Origin of the sequence: Desulfothermobacter acidiphilus (assembly GCF_052073645.1) — a bacterium.
GTDB lineage: Bacteria > Bacillota > Desulfotomaculia > Desulfotomaculales > Ammonificaceae > Desulfothermobacter > Desulfothermobacter acidiphilus.
In genome coordinates, this window is the sequence record NZ_CM125440.1 from 1301117 (window position 1) to 1318109 (window position 16993).

The window sequence follows — 16993 nt, forward strand, 5'->3', positions numbered from 1 at the left end:
TTCACCCTCATTCTAACCGGCCCCCGGAACCTAGGCGCGCGGCGAGGGGTACCGGCGACGCCCGATACCCAGCAAGCGATCCAGCATTCCGAACCCCATCCCCACGGCCAGACCCGCTACAATAGCTAGCATAACCGCTAAGCCACCGTAAACCGGACCATCGGTACCCGCCAGCACGCGTAACCAGCGCACCAACCCCTGGCTCTCTACCTGAAAGGAAGTGGTTTCGCGAGCGATAACTTGCCCGTTTTTAAGCAGATGAGCCGTTACCTGAATATTGCCCTGCGGGGTTCCTGGTGGCACTTCCACCGTCACCTGGAAGCGACCGCCCTCCAGCTTCACCGCCCCCGCGCGCACGGCGTACAGGCCCTTGCTCTGATACTCCTGCGCTAGAAACTGTAGGAAAGGCTGGGCTTCTTGCGAACTCAGCAACCGCTTGTTCTCCCCCGTGGTATCGTAAACCTGAGCTGCGCGAAAGGCCTTGCTATAGCCCTCCAACTCCTCCCGCAGAGCAGTTGGCAGCTGGTCAAGGGGGCAGGAGGTGTAAACCTGATAGAATTTGGGTACTCCCTTGATTTCCACCTTCTCTTTATTGAGCCAGAAAGGCCCCACTCGCCCTAATTCGTTGACCGGCACTTTCACCGGTGGAGAAAGCACTTCCACATAGACTTCGGACCCCTCTGGAGCGCTACCGACCACTGTCACCTTATCCCCGGCAAAATTCAAGCCAATTCCCACCTTGCCGGGGACGACCTCCACTGCCGCCTGCGCCGGCAGAACCCACCCCACCAGCAAAAAACAGGCCAGCATTGCCTGGACGATCCTCCGCATTAGTGACCACCTCCGAAGGCGAAGAGCACCGGAGGGGTAGCCACCAACTGATAGAGCATCTTGGCCATAACCATCAGCACGATGAGGGAGAAAGCAATACGCAACTGCTCACCCGCCAAGCGGCGGCTAACTTTGGCTCCCAGCTGCGCCCCGATAGAAGAACCCACCAGCAACAGCACCGCCAGCACCACATCCACCGTGCCATTGACCGACGCCTGCGCCAGGGTGACGTTGATAGCGGTAAAAACCACCGTCAGAATACTGGTGCCCACGGCTTTTAGAGTAGGTATGCCCAGCAGGTAAATCATCACCGGCAACATAATAAAGCCGCCTCCGACCCCCATAATAGCTGCCAGCAACCCGATAAGAAAGCCTAGCAGCAAAAGGGCCAGCGCCGAGCACTCAATGCCCGAAACGGGGAAACTCATGCGCCAGGGCAGACTCTGCACCCAGCGAGGAGCGTGAGGAGTCTCTGCCCCAGGCTCTTTCCGCTTCAGCGCTCGCAGGCTCTCCTGAAACATGAAGATCCCCACTACCAGTAGCATTACGACGTAAGCGATTTTTACCACGAAGTCGAACTGTCCCAGAGTGCGTAAGTATCGCACCAGATCGGTGCCGAAAGTGCCGCCTAGAAGACCTCCCACTAGAATGATGGATCCCAGCTTAAAATCTACGTTGCCACTGCGAGCATGGGCCACGGTGCCGGAAACCGAAGCCGCCACAATCTGGTTGGTGTCGCTGGCAGTGGCCACCGCCGGCGGCACCCCTACCATCAACAGCACCGGGGTTAGTAGGAAGCCTCCTCCCACGCCGAAAAGGCCCGAGAGGAAGCCCACCACCCCTCCTAATCCCAAGATGCCCAGGAAAGGCAAGTTCATATTAGCAATGGGCAGGAAGATGTGCATCGCCAGCACCCCCTAATAGGCTCGGTGCTCGCGAGCATAAGCTGGTTCGGTGCCCACCGTTTCCTGCTCCAACTGAGCCAAATAATAGCCCTTCAAAGAACTCGAAAGCTTAGCGCTTACACCCATCAAACCCAGCAGCAAGACCATAATCCCGTAGGAAAAGAGCCGCACCGTGGGCGAGTGCCGCGTGAATACGTGCCCCTCTGCATCCTTCCACGAGTAAACCAGCATAGTCTCAGGGTCTTGCTCCACAATGGTATGCCGGTGCGGATCATAGTAGTCGCGAAATACACCGTGCTGCAAAAGGTACAGGCCGGCCCAGAAAGCCACCAAGGTAACTACCGTCACTATTACCATTACGCGCCGCTCGATTCGCTTAACCGCCTCTTCCTTCTCCTTAGCTGTTAACCTTTTGATCATGGTCAACCCCCCAATGTTAAGCTTGCTGGACTTGTTCCTAAAGGTGCGTTCTTACCCACAAAAAACCTTTCGAGAACCACTAAACCCAAGAACAGAAAGTGCTTGGCAAACAGAGCTCCGTCGCTTCCTTTTTCACCTCCGCGTCCGGATTTTTCGCTTTATTTACACCTGCAAAAAACATGCCACCGCCAATCCACGGTGGCGGCGGCGTCCTAAGTTATTTCTAGCCAGAGGAGTGTTCAGGAAATGGACATAATGTTAAGCGCGGCTGACAAAATCCGGTCGGGCCTGGCTCCGAAAAGCACCATCGACCCCTGCCGGAGTTGGCACGAATATTGCACCGCTTGTTATTATGGGAGGGATGCGAAATGGGAGCAAAGCAGACGGAGAGCAGGAAAAACCGGTGGGTGCGGTTGCTGATGGGAAGCTTGTTGATAGTCGTGGGCCTGGTCTCCGTTACCGGAATTATAAACCAAGCCCTTGCTGTAATGGGCCACCACAGTCAAGGGCTGGTCTGGGATTTCTACCTGCTGTTCTTAGGAGGAGCGATTTACGCCGCCGGGCTCTTCTACCTGATCCTGTACGCCTCTTTCGTTCTAACCTTCGCCTGGCTCTATCACAGCCACGAACACCGCTCCTAAACCGGGAGCTCGCCCGAGCGTTCGATCCAGGCGGCAGCACGTTCCAGGCGCTCCAAACATCTTTCCCGGCCCAACAAAGCCATAATCTCGAAAAGTCCTGGTCCAACGGTGCGTCCGGTCAAAGCCAAGCGAGTGGGGTGAATGAGATCCCCCCCTTTAATCCCTTTGCGCTTAATCAACTCGCGGTAGGCAGCTTCCACCTCGGCTTCGCCAAAGGAGGGAAGACTAGCGAGCACCGCCTTTCCCTCACGCAGGAGCTCGGCCACTCCAGGACGGAGGAAAAACTTGGCCACCCCTTGGGGATCGTAAGCAAAATCATCCCGGAAAAAGTAAGAGCTCATATCGACCAATTCCACCAGCGTGCGAGCCCGCGAGCGCACCGTGGCCAACACCTGGAAAACGTAGTCGCGACCCCACTTTTCCACCTGATCCAGCCCGGCCTGGCGGAAAAAGGGTATAGCGAGTTCGTAAAGCCGCTCTAGGGGCAGGAGGTTGAGGTACTGGCTGTTAAACCAGAAGAGCTTCTGCACGTCGTAAACCGCCGCGTGCTTGGAGACCGCCTCCAGGGAAAACCGAGCGATCAAATCCTCTTTACTAAAGATCTCCTGTTCGCTCCCCGGCGACCACCCCAGCAGTGCTAGATAATTGAGCAGGGCTTCGGGTACCAGCCCCTGAGTTCGGAACTCCTCCACTCCGGTGGCCCCGTGCCGCTTGGACAGTTTGGAACGATCTGGGGCCAAAATCATAGGCACATGTGCGAAGGCGGGGAGCTCGTAGCCCAAAGCGCGGTAGACCAGAATCTGCTTGGGGGTATTGGACAAATGCTCCTCTGCCCGGATAACATGGGAAATTCGCATCTGAGCGTCGTCCACCACGCAGGCAAAATTATAAGTGGGTACCCCGGAGGACTTCATAATAACAAAGTCGTCCAAAGTAGCGCAGTCGAAAACCACTTCCCCCCGGATGAGATCGCGCACCACGATGCTGCCCTCCGCTGGCACCTTTAAACGTAGGGCCGGCTTTACCCCTCTGGACTCCCACTCCGCCCGCTCCTGAGGCGAGAGCTCGCGGCAACGCCCGGTGTAGCGCGGAACCTTGCCTTCGCGCCGCATCTTCTCCCGCTCAGCCGCCAGCACCTCGGGAGTGCAGTAGCAGGGGTAGGCCAGGCCCGCCTCCAACAGCCTTTTAGCCTCGCGTTGATAGAGCTCCAGGCGCTGCGATTGGCGATAGGGACCGTAAGGGCCACCGCAATCCGGGCCCTCATCCCATTCCAGGCCCAGCCAGCGCAGGCTATTCAATATGTTGGTCTCCGCCTCCACCTGGTGCCGCTCGAAGTCAGTGTCCTCCAAGCGCAAAACGAATTGGCCTCCTCGAGAACGGGCGAAAAGGAAATTGAAAAGGGCGGTTCTAGCGCCCCCGATGTGTAGACTCCCCGTGGGACTGGGAGCAAAGCGCACTCTAACGCTCAAAGAAAACTGCACCTCTCTTTCCTCTATCGACTATTATTAAGTATACTGCCTGCCACCCGGTTAGCAGCTCCCTCGGCCTCGCTGGAAGCAGCTTGCTGCTGCTCCGCCTGCCGAAACTCCTGCACTAACTCCCGATAATAAGCGTGGAAAACGTCGTGGTGAGAGAGCCATCCCACCAATTGCGAAGGGTCTTCTTCCCGCACCACTGGCAAGCGTTTCAGCCCCGCCGATCCCATCTTCTTAATAGCGTCCTGCAAGGACTCGGAAGGGGTTAAAAAGGCCACCGGAGGCGGAACCACCTTGTCCAGCGAAAGGCGAGCCTGCCGGGTGCGAGCTGCCACTTCCAGGCCGGACAGCGAAACCATCCCTAATAATCGCTGGCGAGAATCCAGCACCGGAAACCACTTGAACCCCGAGCTGGCGGCCTTCTGGTAAGCTTCCCGCACGGTCAGATTACCTTCCAGAGCGTAAACGTTAGTTACCATAGCGTCGCGAACCATAATATCGCGGAGAATATCGGAGCGACGAGCGGTGAACACATCGTAACCCAGCTGAATAAGGCGAGCCATGTAGAGGGTCTTATTAGTAAGAGTCTTGGAAGTGTAAGCGCTCACCACGCAGGTTATGGCCAGCGGAACAATCAAATGAAAGTCCTTCGTCATCTCCGAAGTCATTACCAAAGCCGTCAGAGGAGCTTGGGAAAAGCCAGCGAAGACCCCGCCCATGCCTAACAAAGCGTAAGCCCCTGGCGGAGCCGTTATCCCGGGAGCCAGCCGCTCGAAAAGAAATCCCACACTGGCACCGAACATGGCACCGGTAAAAAGGCCAGCTCGAAAACCACCACCGGTGGACCAGGTTCCCATGGTGAGAGAAACGCTAATCAGTTTCAAGAGCAATAACAAGAGCATAACCGAGGGAAGGAAGTGGCTCAGAGTAGCCAGATCCACGTGGGGCAAACCCAGCTTGGTTCCCAGCGACCCGGCAATGTCCACATCGGCAAGCGCCAGGTTAATTCCCTCGGTGCCCCGGCCATGCGCCAGGGGAACCAGGTAATTGACCAGCCCTATGCCCAAACCGCCCAGCAGAGGAATTAACAGATAATAGCGCCTGGTCAGCCTCTGCCTTACACGGCGGAACAACAATTCCGACTGCAAAACCACGCCCGTGTAGAGCAGGCCCAGCAAGCCGCAAAATACCCCCAGAAGGATAAACCATATCAACTCGTCCGGGCTCTTGATGGTGTAGGCCGGAGCCAGAAACTTGGGAGCGTTCCCCACAATAGCGCGATAAACCAGAGTGGAGAGGGTGGAAGAAATCACGATGGGACCGAAGTAGTCGATCTTGAACTCCCCTAATATAACCTCAAAGATAAGAAGAGTGCTTCCCAAAGGAGAATTATAGTTTGCCCCTATCATCCCGGCTACACCGCACATAATCAACATTCGCACTCGCGACTCGGGGAATTTAAGCCACCTTCCCAGAGAATATCCCGTCTCCAAGCCCAACTGGGCCAGCGAACCCTGCTTACCCGCTGCCCCCCCAACGGCGATACAAATAGCCGCATTCAGCGAGCGGGCCAAAGCCACCTGAGGTCTGATCTTACCGCCGCGGAGAGTAACGGCTTCGATCACTCCTGGGATTCCGTAGCTGCTTCGCGCCTCACTGGTAAAGGCCAGGTTAATCAGCCCAATAATTAGGCCGCCCAGAAGCGGCGCCAGCAAGAAATAAAAATTATGCATGGAAGGATGACCCTCGTGACTGAGGCATATCCCCTGAAAGACGTGAACCAGATGGTAGTAACCTACAGTGAAAAGCCCGGTTAAGCCGCCTACCACTGCAGCTAGAAGGAGGGAGGAGGGCGCATTGGCCTCAGTCCGAAACTGGCGGCTAAACGTTTTCCAATCGCCTAGCAATTGACTCCAACTTCGCATACCGAACCTCTACCGCTGACCGGATGTAAATCCAGAGCTGTTACCAAAACTTTTAGTTCAGTGTAGCACAAGCGTTTTTAGCGGACAAGCATTTCCCGCCGCAAAGTGCGCGTCAAGAGTTAGTAGGTGGTTCGGGAGAAAACTTCTCTTCATGGAAACCTCGCCGCCAGGATAGTCCCGGTACCTGCGCCATTAAGGGATCAAACTACTGAGGCTAGGCCGGCTTAGTTCCCGCAACACATGCTTCACCCATGGAGCTCCGGCAGAGGGTCCTCTCAATGCCGGCAACCCAGCTTTATGCCAACTCCCCGCCTCCTCTATCTTCCGCTTTACCTCCAACCGCACCGCCTGAGCCAAATGTTCTTGCCTGGCCAGCAGTACCGGCCAACGAGAAGTGTGCCTCCCGAGCACCCCGTTGGCTCGAGCAGCCAAAACCCGCGCCATCCTGTCTGCTCCTGCCTCCGTCCAGCTGGCTCCCAACCGCTTCATCCGCCGCGCCACGTTGTGCTGTACCTGCCCCTCTATGGCCCCCAGATGCTCCGCAGCAGAAGAGGTAACTATCCCCGACCAGTTCTCCTTGAGATACTGCCAGAGCTTCTCTATTCTCCTCCTCTTAGCCCCGCGAACTCTCCTCGCTGCTCCTCCCATAATCTCTTCTACCTTCTCCCGGTCCCCCAGATAAATGGCCTGCCTGATCCCACTATAGGCCTCCTCATCGTGCCAAAAAGCCTCTATAAGCCGCCGGTTCAAATGGTAAGGGTCCAAAACGTGTACCGCCCCAGGGAAGTAATCTACCCCCTGCTTGGCCCACTCCGCCCCGTCACTCCCAAGGTATATCTCCTTCACCTGACCCATGTCCCACCGGCTCGCTACCCCAGAGTAAACTTCCTCCCACATCCTCTCCCCTTCGCCTACACCGCTCGTTACCAGCTTGTCCTTTAAAGCCTTCCGGCCACCCCCAATCGCTTCTTTGCCTGTGTAAGCTACGAAGAGTTTGACCTCTTTCCTTTTCTCTCCGCTCCTTTGAAGCCTTACCACCACCCCGTCGGCCTCTATGTAAAGCCTGGAGGTCTTCTCTTTACCTTCGGGTGTCTCTCCCTTCTCAAAAACGGCTTCTCTCCTGGACTCTCCCTCCTGCCTGAGTGCTTCTCCTACTTCCTGCACGGCCTGCCACACCGCCATGGCGCTTATCCCAGGGACAAAATAACCGAGAATTTCCGCTGCCCGCCTGAAGGGTACTTCGCTCCCAAGCTTCACCGCCATCTCCTTCAAACGCGGCGTGCATCCAGACCTCTCCGGCCAGCCCAGAACCTCGTCAAGAAGAAACCTGGCCTCTCCCGTTTGCTTGTTCCTGTAAAGCCGCCTTTTTACTTTGAATTCCCCAAAGCTGCTAACTACGGTTCTTTCCCGAAAGCCTATCACTTTCCAGGTGCGCTTGTCCCGGGCGTTCACGAGCCAGGTGTCTATTTCCTCGAGGGCCCAGGCGAAGATCTTCACACAAGCTTCTTGAGAGAGCTTGTACACTTCTTCTTCGAGCTTGTAGAAGTCGCGGCATTCGGTAATTAGTTTGCTAACTTTCTCCCCCAGAAGAAGGATTATGTCCGCAAGAGGTTGAATGTCTGAAATAGGTTGACTGTGCATGAGACCTCGCTCCTCCTTTCAGTCCATGAAAATTGTCCGTGAGGGGCGAGGTCTCCTCCTTCATGAGTCTCCTCCGTCACCTACTGAAATTGTACGCCCTCCCGCCGCAAATCACACCTCTCCGAACCGGCTTGCTCCATTCAGTAGGATCGCCCCGCCGGCTAACGCTCGGGCTCGAGAATGTGCACCTGCGTCAGAGCGCCCGCTAAGCGAGCAAAACGCTCGGCATCGGCCTTGCTGCCCACCACCCCGGTACCATAATGCATGGGCACGGCGTGAGCTGGTTTGATGCGCTTCACCGCTTCCACCGCCTCCTCAGCGTCCATCACATATGTCCCGCTGACCGGCAACAGAGCTATGTCCACCCTTCCTAAAGATTCCATTTCGGGAATGACATCAGTGTCACCAGCTAGATAAACAACCTTTCCCGCCAGCTCGATAAGATAACCAACCCCACCGTAGCTGCGAGGATGAAAGTTCTGCCTATCGGCACGAAGGTTGTAGGCGGGAACCACTTTGACCCGCACCCCGCTATGCCTCACCTCGTCACCGGCCTTAACCTTTCGGACGGTGGCTATGCCTTGGAGCTTAAGCGCCGCCTTATCCGGCGCCACGATCACCGTCTCGGGTCCAGCCAGGAGACGGACAGATTCTGGATCACAGTGATCGAAATGGTCATGGGTGACCAGCACCAGATCGGCTTTCCCTGGAGCTCGCTGCAGCTGAAAAGGATCGGTAGCCACTAACTTCCCCTCGGCCCTGAGCAAGAAAGTATCGTGGCCGAGCCAGGTGACTTCTATGCCTTCGATCAGCATGATTGTCTAACCCCCCACGGCACAGTTTACAAGCAAATTATACCAGAAATTTGTGGCCCCGGTCAGCACGACCGGGGCCACTTGCACGCCACCTCTCCTTTTCCTCTTACTCTATCTCCACCATTCCTTCACCCAGCCAATCCACTTTTTGACCCAAAGCCTGCCCTAGATAACGCAAGGGGATGAAAGTCCGATCGGCCACAATTTTGGCCGCTACATCCATTTCCCCCTGCTGGGCACCAGCCTGGTACTGCTTCTGGCCTATCCAGAATATTACCGTTCGGTTATTGGATTTATTAGTAATGGTTACCATACCGCTAGCCTTCTCGTAATGCACCTCGAGCCCCAGGGCCTCGGCGATCGCCCGCACCGGGACCATGGTGCGCCCGTCTTCTATAAACGGAGGGACATCGAAGCCAATCTCCCGATCCCCGTAAATTACAGCCACCACGCTCAGCGCCTCGCCCTTACGGGACGGAAGGATGCGGAGCTCCTTCACGTTACCCTCAGCATCGGCCTTGACTTTCACCATAACTTTTGCCTTCAAGGCGGCTGCGGGATCGCGATACTCCTTCTTGAGATGTCCCACCAGCACTATTTTGGTCTCCGGCGTGAGGGTAAAGGTCTTCTCTTCTTGGTTCCCTAAACCACCCTTAACCACCGTGATAGTGTCGCCGTAAACCGACGTCACCACACCGGCAAACTCAATCTTGCGTTCCCCGTAAACTTTTTTCTCGACCGACTCCTTTCCGCGTTCTTCTTTTTCTTTGCGCTCCCTTTCTTCCTTGCGCTCTTTCTTCTCTTTGCCTTCGTAAACTGTCTCCGTCACGGTGACTTGATCGCCTTCGCGCTCCTCAACCTCTTCCCGCATCTTCGCCTCGCGATCCTTACCTTTGCCACGAAGCTCCACCTGAACCTTGGAAGGGTTCTCCGGCTTAGGCTTGGCCAGAACAGGCACGGCCACAAGTGAGAGGAGGAACATCAACAGAATTCCAACACTCAACCATTTGCGTACCACCAAACCACCTCCTAATTAAGGTTTTCAATCAATAAATTCGTATTCCGGATCCATTTTTTGAGGGTGGTTTTCGGTCAACGTATTAAAGCATAAAGTTGGGGCTTCAGGAACCGGGCGAATGCCGGTCGCTGCGCTGCTGACTCAGCCGCACGTGCTCCACCGTGCGCCTGAGCCCTTCTTCTAAGCACACCTCCGCTCGCCAGCCTAACTCCCGCCCCGCCTTTTCCGGGCTAAGCCATATCCGGCGGAGCTCGCCCGTCCGCTCGGGACCGTACACCGCTTCGCCCTCGTAGCCAGTTGCTTTTTTCAGCAGCCGGAAGAGCTCGTTTACCGAAGTGCCCCGCCCTGTGCCTATGTTATAAGCTAAATCGTCAACGCTATTTATGGCAGCCAGGTTCACTCCGCTCAGTATCTTTCTCATAGCCATGAGGTTGGCCTGAACCACGTCGCCCACGTAAACGTAATCGCGCAGCTGCTCTCCGTCGCCGTATATGGTGGGGGTCTCCCCCTTGAGCATCTTTTGTGCGAAGATAGCTACCACCCCGGCCTCACCGTTAGGGTCTTGGCGGGGGCCGTATACATTGCCGTACCTAAGAGCAATGTATGGCAAGCCATGCACCCGCGCGAAGCAGTAAAGGTAATATTCCGAGCTCAGCTTGCTTACTCCATAGGGCGACAAAGGCCCTTTAGGATGCTCTTCTTTTACCGGCAAATCTTCTGGCTCGCCGTACACCACTCCGCCAGATGAGGCGAAAATGAATCTTTTCGCTCCGTAACGCAAGCAGTTGGATAGGAGATTTAACAGACCCTGGATGTTGATCCGGGCGTCTTCCTCCGGGTTGGCCACCGAGCGGCGGACATCTATCTGCGCCGCATGATGGTTCACCAGCTCCGGCTTTTCTTCGCGGAAGATCTTCTCCAGATCGGGCGAGCAGATATCGAGCTGGTAAAAGCGGCAGGAGGGATTGAGATTATCTTCCCGGCCGCTGCTCAAGCTATCAACCACCGCTACATCGTGACCTTCCTTTAAGAGGGCGTCCACCAAGTGGGAGGCAATAAAACCAGCTCCACCGGTCACCAGTACGCGCAAAAGCAATATCCCCCTTTTAACCGGCTTTGTCCCGCAGCATTATAACACTTAGAGTGCGCAGGATAATGCGAAGATCGATTAGAAGCGAAGCCGACCGAGCGTACAAAAGATCGTATCTCAGCTTGTCTTCCGGCAGGGTGCTGTACTCCCCTTCCACCTGAGCCAGCCCCGTTATGCCCGGAGGCAGGCAGTGGCGCAGATGATACCCCGGTATCTCCCTCTTCAGCTGATTGACGAAAAAGGGCCTCTCCGGCCGGGGACCCACGAAGCTCATATCCCCCTTCAAAACGTTCCACAGCTGGGGGAGCTCGTCGATACGAGTGGCCCGCAAAAAGCGCCCCACCCTGGTGAGGCGGGGGTCATCCGGGGTGGCCAGGACGGGGCCGGTATCCTTTTCCGCCTCCGGCACCATGGTCCGGAGCTTGATGAGGCGAAACACCCTCCCTCCCTGGCCCACCCGCTCCTGCACGTAAAAGGCCGGAGCTCCGGGGGAATCGAGCTTCACCAGTAAGGCGCCCAGCAAGATGACGGGAAGCGCCGGAACGGCAAGAAGAAACGCCAAGGCGAAGTCCAAAAGTCTCTTCCAGCCTCCCACTGCCATCTCCTGCAGGCCGAGTATGTGGAAGGCGGGGATGCCGTTAAGCGGCTCCATGGAGGCTCCAGCCAGAAGTAAGTCTTCCAGCCGGGGTATTAGAAAGACGGAAGTGCCCCGCGCCACCGCCTCGGCCATCAGGCGGCTTCTTTCTCCCTGGGGCACGGAAGAGCAGAAGAGCACCCCCTCCGGTTGTAGCCGCTCCAGAACCAGAGGGAGCTCCTCGTAGGTGGCCAACAAAAGGGTGTCCCCTTTTTGGTCCGGGAGCACGGTGTCGGTGACGATACCGCGAACCTGAAAGAGCAAAGGCCGGTGCTTCTCCAGCTGCTCCCGGCGCTTAAAAGCCTCGTCCAAGGGGCCCACTATCAGCAAAGTTAAAGGCCCGTGGCGGCGCAAAAGCCAAGACCACAGCGCCCGCCGCCAGGAAGCCAGAAAGATAAGCTGCAAGATGGCAGCCAGGAAGAAGATGGACCGGGGAAAAGCGTAAGTTTGCAGAATGTAAGAAAGGCTCAAGCCCGAAAGGAACAGGAGAGCAACCACGCAGACCAGGGAGGAGAAGATTTCCGCCCAGCGCCGGCGCTGAGGTGAAGTGAGGCCGTAGACGTAAAGGAGCAGAAGAGCGGCCAGCGTGAGCCAGGGAGTCAGTTCCAGATAAGCGCTCCAGTTCTCCGGTGGAAGACTCCCCCGGAAGCGAAGGAGGAAGGCCGCCAGATAGCCGAAGTGAATGCAGCCCAAGTCCCCTAGAATCAAAGTTATTCTCGCCCAGCGTGACATCCGCCAAACCTCCGAACCAGCCGATCCAATTGCTGGAGCTTTCGACAAAGAAGCCGCTCGTTCCTGCTAGAAGCCTTCCTTCTCGAAGTCCTTCTTAGTGGTAGCTCTAAGGGGCGACTCGCATTTTACTCCTCCGCCGGAGTTCCCGCACGAAGAGAACGGCATCCTCGATCCCCTGGAGCTCCTCAGCGCAGCAGCCTATGTAGTCGCGGATTGGAAGCGGGGGCTTGTGTGCTCTGAGATAGAATCCTTCATCAGTGCGAACCAACTCGAGCTCCCGTATTTCTCCACCAATACCCAGAGAACGTCGCACTTACAAAGGTATCGTTACTTGCCCTTTCGGGTTCAACCTAAGAGTCCATCTCGAGGCAGAAGTCGCTTTCTCCGCCGCCCTTTTCTCGCACCATCCTCAACCTCTATTTTCACGACAAAGTGCATCTTATACAGCTTTACTAAAGAAAGGAAAAGCAAGGATGCACCGGCTTTAATGTGGTATACTTTTGCCAGGAAGGAGAAGCGAGGATATGCCTGAGCGGAGTGCCGACTGGATAAGACAGGCAAGGCGCGATCTCGAGGCCGCCCGGAGGATGGCCCAGGAGGCCTTCTTTGAGTGGGCCTGCTTCGCCGCGCAGCAGGCGGCCGAGAAAGCCGTGAAAGCCGCTTTTCAAAAACTCGGCGGGCTCGCTTGGGGACACTCGGTGTTCGAACTTCTGCGTGCTCTGCAAACAAAGGTGGAAGTGGAGGAAGAGCTCCTGGACTGCGCCCGCACGCTGGACAGATTCTACATTCCTGCAAGATACCCCAACGGATTCGCCGCCGGGAGCCCTTTCGAGTATTTCACGGATAGGGAGGCAAAAGATGCCCTCTTTTGTGCGGGAAGAATCGTGGAATTCTGTGAAAGTGTTTTGGCTCGAGAGGGAGAAGCTCATCGAAGCCCTGAAAAAAGAAGCTGAACGCCTGGGCAGAGAGAACCCAAACGTGAAGAAAATCGTCCTCTTCGGCTCCCTGGCCGAGGAGCGAGCGATACCCGGGAGTGATGCCGACCTCCTCATCGTCCTCACCGAAAGTGACGGCCCTTTTCTGGAGCGCTTAGCCGAGTGGTCGGCGAAGCTACAAATCGATTTCCCCGTAGAAGTTTTTCCCTACACTCAGGAAGAACTCCATCTACCCCTCGTCCGCACCGCCCTGGAAAGCGGAATCGTCCTCTTTGAAAGGCCCTGAGCTCTCAAGCATCGTTCCCGCCGGAACTTTCTTGCTCGAGCAGAGCGTTCAACTCTTGTTTCAGTTCCTTAGCGTTTTTCTTTACCGCCTCTGGCGAAGCCACGCTGTCCCTAAATGCACAATGGGCCACATCGTTCCGCAACTCTCTTAGTCGATGCCAAAGATCGGCGGCTTTCTTTGCCTCGGGCCAGGAGTTAAATCGCTGCAATATTTCTTCTTTCTTCTTCGATAGCCCCTCTTTTTCCTTCTCTAGCTCCTCCGACCCTGGCCTTTTCGCCCCCATCGCCGTCTGATTAGACGCGGCTGCGTTCAGGACTGCCTCCAGCACCCCCGCACGCACCTCTTGCTTACGCCAGTTGGGCTCCCTCACTCGCCAGGCCAGCCAGTTGACCATACACTCCCGCGCCAAAAGGACAGCCTGGACCACCAGGTCTTTCTGGAGATAATAATCGATAAGCGCCAGCTGCCGTTCGAGATTTTCTTGGGTAAGCGTGTCTGCCTGCTCCGTTGCCAAGGGAGAAAGCTCCTGATCGATGCGAGAAAGGATATACCCGAAAGGTTTGGCCCAGCGCTCCGCCTCCTTTTTTACCTCCGGCAACAGCTTTTGCACCCTCGCCGCGGCGCCCAAAGCTTCCAGAGGACGGAGCAAACGCACTGAGTCAGAGAATTGCTTAATGTTCCCTGCCATCTTCTGAAGCTTGTCCGGCAAATCTTCCTGTGCTCTAGAGCGCCACGGCCGTCTGTGAGCCTCATCTAGCAGCTCGGCCAGGCGCTGTCCTTCACCTCGCAGCATAAAAGCGTTTACCGCCTGCAGCCAATCTTGCAGTTCCACGAGCATGGTCAAATCGAATATAGGAGCACGAGGTATGTCGCCCTCCCTTTCTTCCTTCGCCTCGAACGCACCGTAGACAATACGCTCCAGACGAACAGCTTTTGTCAGCCCAAGGTAATTTACAACCCCCAAAAATACAAACGGGAGCGAACGAAAGCCGTGGGTGATATCGAAAATAACCCTGGCTCTTTCAGGTATAGCTTCGGATACCAGATCGAAGATTTTCCAGAGTTCTTCTTCACTCCTGCCTGGGGGTATCACTATTTCCTTTACAATACCACTCAGCCCCCGGTCTTCTAGCTCTTGTTTCATACGAAGATAATTTTCGTCATTCTTTACTTCAGATGTCACCGCAAGGAAGAGTCTCTCCGGTTTAAACAAGTAAGCCACCGCCACAGAAAAAAAGCGCGTGCGGCAGCTCCCGCTTTCTTGAGCAAAATACTCCGCTTCCTTATAATCACCTTTGCCGATACTGCTGAAGGCCACCAACTGGGAGCCATTGCCCATCAATACCCCTCCCCTGTGAAAACCGGAACTTTACTCCTTTTGCCCCAAACTCTTCAGGAGCTCCTGGTACCATTCCTGGCTCCGCGACTGCTTTTCCCGCCCGGCCTCTTTTATCTTGGCCACGATGGCCTCCGCCACCCGGCGCTTATCCTCCGGGCCGACTTCCAGCTGGAGCCACTGATCGTAAAAGGCATTGATGCTCCCCGGTACTTTTGAAGATTTTAATCCCCTTATTTGCTCAATCAACTGGTCGATCATTTTCTCCGCTGGATCGACAGGTTGGTTTGGGGTGTCGGTGGGCGAACCCAAGTTCAATAGCAGCCGTCCGTAGCCGCTGGAGGTCCTGGCCCCCACCCCTAGATGGCGTAGAGCGTGGTGGAGAATCTCAAAGGTCTTTTCCACCCAGGCATAAGGGCCGGCCAGCGCCACCAGGTACTTCCCGGTGGCCGATATAAAAGGAATAGGCTCGGGGTTGTCCCAGTCGGCCGGGGGCTTGCCCTTCCCCTGGTAATAGTCCGGATGGTGCACGGCGATCACATCGGTATACAAGAGCCGGTTCTCCGGCAGAGGCATGGCGTCGAAAAAGGTGATGTACCCTGCTTTTTCGGTGGTGCCGAACACCACTTCATAAGCCGGAGAGCCGGGCTGCCACTCGGTCCCCAGGTGCTGGCGGGCGAAAGAAGCGGCCACACCCTTAAGCGCGGTTCCGGGGATGTAGGGAACACCGTAAGTGCGGTGCAGGGTAACGGCGGTCTCTAGAACGCTCTCTCCTCCCAGGCCAACGACCATGCGACCCTGAACCTCGGCCTCCCGGCACTTAGCCCCGAAGTCTTCCAGAGCCTTTTTCCAGCGCTCAAACCAGCGTTCGTACTCCGATGGCATAGGTATGTCGCAAACTTCCCTTACTAATTCTCGGCGTCTTTCGGTATCTTCTCTTGCCTGATTGACTATATACTTGTCTAACCAGAGCCCGGCGTTGGTGGTTGCATTTTTCCCTACTCCAACAAGGCTTGCCCGTCTCGTGCTCATTCCCTGACCTCCTTTCCGTCCTCGCCCGCCTCCACCTTCAGCACTGACTGGGCAAAACGCCGGTACCAGTCGAGCGCCGCCAGGACCCTGCGGGTCAAATCCACGTACTCCAGGAGTTCTGCCTCGCGACTGCGCTTGAGAAGCTCTTCTTTGCTTTCTGCCCCTACCACTTCGGCGATGTCCCGCAGCAGTTGCTGTCCGGGATCTTTCCCCCGGGCCTCGACAAAAGCCAGAGCCTGCGCCAGCCCCGCCGCGCGCACCAGCACCGGCAAACGGTGAGACAGAGAACCATATTTCTTATGGTACTCTTGTTGGTACTCTTGTTTGACCCGGCTCACCTGTTTAAAGATCTTGGCCGCGTACTCCTGCTTACGCGTTTTCACGGCTTTGCTCCCCTCCCACCAGGCACAGGCGGCAGAGACCCCGGCCGACGGTGGCCTTGCCGCCCAGCTGCAAAGGCTTTTTGATTAGTTCATCGACCGTTTCAAACACTTCGCTGGGCTCCACTTTGCCCAGCGAGCCCGCCACGACCGGCGTGGCCACCACCAGCCCGGCGAGGACGGTCTCGACGGGCAAAGCCTCCTCGTACCAGAGCCCACCCCTTTCCACCGTCTTCTCTTCCTCCTTGAGGCGCACCCGGGTGAAAACTTCAGTGGCCGTCTCCAGCAAAAAGCCCAGCACCTCGTCGTGAACCACGCAGAAGCGCGCGGCCAGGATGCTCTGCCAGGTGGAATCGTCAGGGAAAAGCTGCCGGCCCAGCCACACTGCCCACCTGCAGGCGTCGTCGTCCTGCTCGGCAGTGAGATCCAAATCCTCCAGAATAACCTTTCCGTTCAGCACCAGGGAGCTCTTGTCTCCGGAAACACGGCAGGAACCCGGGCAGGGGGGCTCGGGTACCCGGTCGGGAATCCCCTCCAAGCCTTTTACCACACCGGCGTCGCGGAGAAATCGGCGCAGGACGAAGGGTGAGGTGACCCAGGCGAAGGTTCCCTTCAGGCTGCGCACGGGGAAAAGCAGCAGCCGCTGGTCGGTGATCTGCACCGCCCCCGCGTGCTCGTGAGCCTCGGTGGTGTCGGGGCCGAAGACCTTTTTCCGGGTATTCACATCGGCACATTCACTCCGCAGCACCCCCTTGAGGGAGGAACCCGGAAGATAAGGAAGGCCTGTAGCCTTTTCCCGGGCCACCGGCAGATCGATGGCTCCCGCCCCCTGTCCCACACCCGGGTGAAGCGGGGAAAGCGCGTGAACAAAAAGCAGGCGTGCTTCCAACGCTGAAC

The 16993-nt window shown here is 56.6% G+C and carries 17 protein-coding genes; 3 read left to right on the top strand and 14 right to left on the bottom strand.

What is annotated here, in order from left to right; all coding sequences use genetic code 11:
• Window positions 1-30: 30 nt before the first annotated feature.
• From ACTLLP_RS06735 to ACTLLP_RS06745, 3 genes are read right to left on the bottom strand one after another with little or no spacing between them, the layout of a single operon-like run.
• Window positions 31-831 (bottom strand): TIGR02186 family protein, encoded by an 801-nt coding sequence (locus ACTLLP_RS06735; protein WP_441058232.1) that lies wholly within the window; start codon window positions 829-831, stop codon window positions 31-33.
• A complete protein-coding gene (locus tag ACTLLP_RS06740) occupies window positions 831-1736 on the bottom strand; it encodes a sulfite exporter TauE/SafE family protein (RefSeq protein WP_441058234.1) in 906 nt (301 codons plus the stop codon). Before ACTLLP_RS06740 ends, ACTLLP_RS06735 begins: the two co-directional genes overlap by 1 nt.
• A 12-nt stretch (window positions 1737-1748) precedes the next feature.
• Complete coding sequence (locus tag ACTLLP_RS06745) at window positions 1749-2156, bottom strand: hypothetical protein (protein ID WP_441058236.1); 408 nt, start codon at window positions 2154-2156, stop codon at window positions 1749-1751.
• Between the two features lie 368 nt (window positions 2157-2524).
• Between ACTLLP_RS06745 and ACTLLP_RS06750 the strand changes: the two genes are divergently transcribed.
• On the top strand, window positions 2525-2797 hold the full coding sequence (locus ACTLLP_RS06750; protein WP_441058238.1) for a hypothetical protein: 273 nt from the start codon (window positions 2525-2527) through the stop codon (window positions 2795-2797).
• Here the strand turns inward: ACTLLP_RS06750 and gltX are convergent.
• The 7 genes from gltX to ACTLLP_RS06785 form a co-directional block, all read right to left on the bottom strand.
• On the bottom strand, window positions 2794-4278 hold the full coding sequence (gene gltX, locus ACTLLP_RS06755; RefSeq protein ID WP_441058240.1) for a glutamate--tRNA ligase: 1485 nt from the start codon (window positions 4276-4278) through the stop codon (window positions 2794-2796). The genes ACTLLP_RS06750 and gltX overlap by 4 nt on opposite strands.
• An 11-nt stretch (window positions 4279-4289) precedes the next feature.
• Complete coding sequence (locus tag ACTLLP_RS06760; RefSeq protein ID WP_441058242.1) at window positions 4290-6197, bottom strand: chloride channel protein; 1908 nt, start codon at window positions 6195-6197, stop codon at window positions 4290-4292.
• Window positions 6198-6389: 192 nt separating this feature from the next.
• Window positions 6390-7823 carry an ISLre2 family transposase gene (locus ACTLLP_RS06765; protein ID WP_441061693.1) on the bottom strand — a complete coding sequence of 478 codons (1434 nt, stop codon included), beginning with the start codon at window positions 7821-7823 and terminating at the stop codon, window positions 6390-6392.
• A 176-nt stretch (window positions 7824-7999) separates the two neighbouring features.
• Window positions 8000-8653, bottom strand: coding sequence for an MBL fold metallo-hydrolase (locus ACTLLP_RS06770; RefSeq protein ID WP_441058244.1), 654 nt, complete (start codon window positions 8651-8653; stop codon window positions 8000-8002).
• Window positions 8654-8759: 106 nt separating this feature from the next.
• Window positions 8760-9671: a copper amine oxidase N-terminal domain-containing protein gene (locus ACTLLP_RS06775; RefSeq protein WP_441058246.1), complete on the bottom strand. Its 912-nt coding sequence runs from the start codon at window positions 9669-9671 to the stop codon at window positions 8760-8762.
• A 103-nt stretch (window positions 9672-9774) separates the two neighbouring features.
• Complete coding sequence (locus ACTLLP_RS06780) at window positions 9775-10761, bottom strand: SDR family oxidoreductase (protein WP_441058248.1); 987 nt, start codon at window positions 10759-10761, stop codon at window positions 9775-9777.
• A 16-nt stretch (window positions 10762-10777) separates the two neighbouring features.
• Entirely contained in the window at window positions 10778-12127 is a 1350-nt protein-coding gene (locus ACTLLP_RS06785; protein ID WP_441058250.1) for a sugar transferase, read from the bottom strand.
• Between the two features lie 587 nt (window positions 12128-12714).
• Between ACTLLP_RS06785 and ACTLLP_RS06790 the strand changes: the two genes are divergently transcribed.
• Window positions 12715-13080, top strand: coding sequence for a HEPN domain-containing protein (locus tag ACTLLP_RS06790; protein WP_441058252.1), 366 nt, complete (start codon window positions 12715-12717; stop codon window positions 13078-13080).
• Window positions 12986-13348: a nucleotidyltransferase domain-containing protein gene (locus ACTLLP_RS06795; protein WP_441058254.1), complete on the top strand. Its 363-nt coding sequence runs from the start codon at window positions 12986-12988 to the stop codon at window positions 13346-13348. The genes ACTLLP_RS06790 and ACTLLP_RS06795 overlap by 95 nt, the downstream gene beginning before the upstream one ends.
• A gap of 4 nt (window positions 13349-13352) precedes the next feature.
• Here ACTLLP_RS06795 and csx2 read toward each other — a convergent pair whose 3' ends face one another.
• From csx2 to cmr4, 4 genes are read right to left on the bottom strand one after another with little or no spacing between them, the layout of a single operon-like run.
• Window positions 13353-14687, bottom strand: coding sequence for a TIGR02221 family CRISPR-associated protein (csx2, locus tag ACTLLP_RS06800; RefSeq protein WP_441058256.1), 1335 nt, complete (start codon window positions 14685-14687; stop codon window positions 13353-13355).
• Between the two features lie 30 nt (window positions 14688-14717).
• Entirely contained in the window at window positions 14718-15716 is a 999-nt protein-coding gene (gene cmr6 / locus ACTLLP_RS06805; RefSeq protein ID WP_441058258.1) for a type III-B CRISPR module RAMP protein Cmr6, read from the bottom strand.
• Window positions 15713-16099: a type III-B CRISPR module-associated protein Cmr5 gene (gene cmr5 / locus ACTLLP_RS06810; protein ID WP_441058260.1), complete on the bottom strand. Its 387-nt coding sequence runs from the start codon at window positions 16097-16099 to the stop codon at window positions 15713-15715. Before cmr5 ends, cmr6 begins: the two co-directional genes overlap by 4 nt.
• On the bottom strand, window positions 16086-16985 hold the full coding sequence (cmr4, locus tag ACTLLP_RS06815; RefSeq protein WP_441058262.1) for a type III-B CRISPR module RAMP protein Cmr4: 900 nt from the start codon (window positions 16983-16985) through the stop codon (window positions 16086-16088). Before cmr4 ends, cmr5 begins: the two co-directional genes overlap by 14 nt.
• Between the last annotated feature and the right edge of the window lie 8 nt (window positions 16986-16993).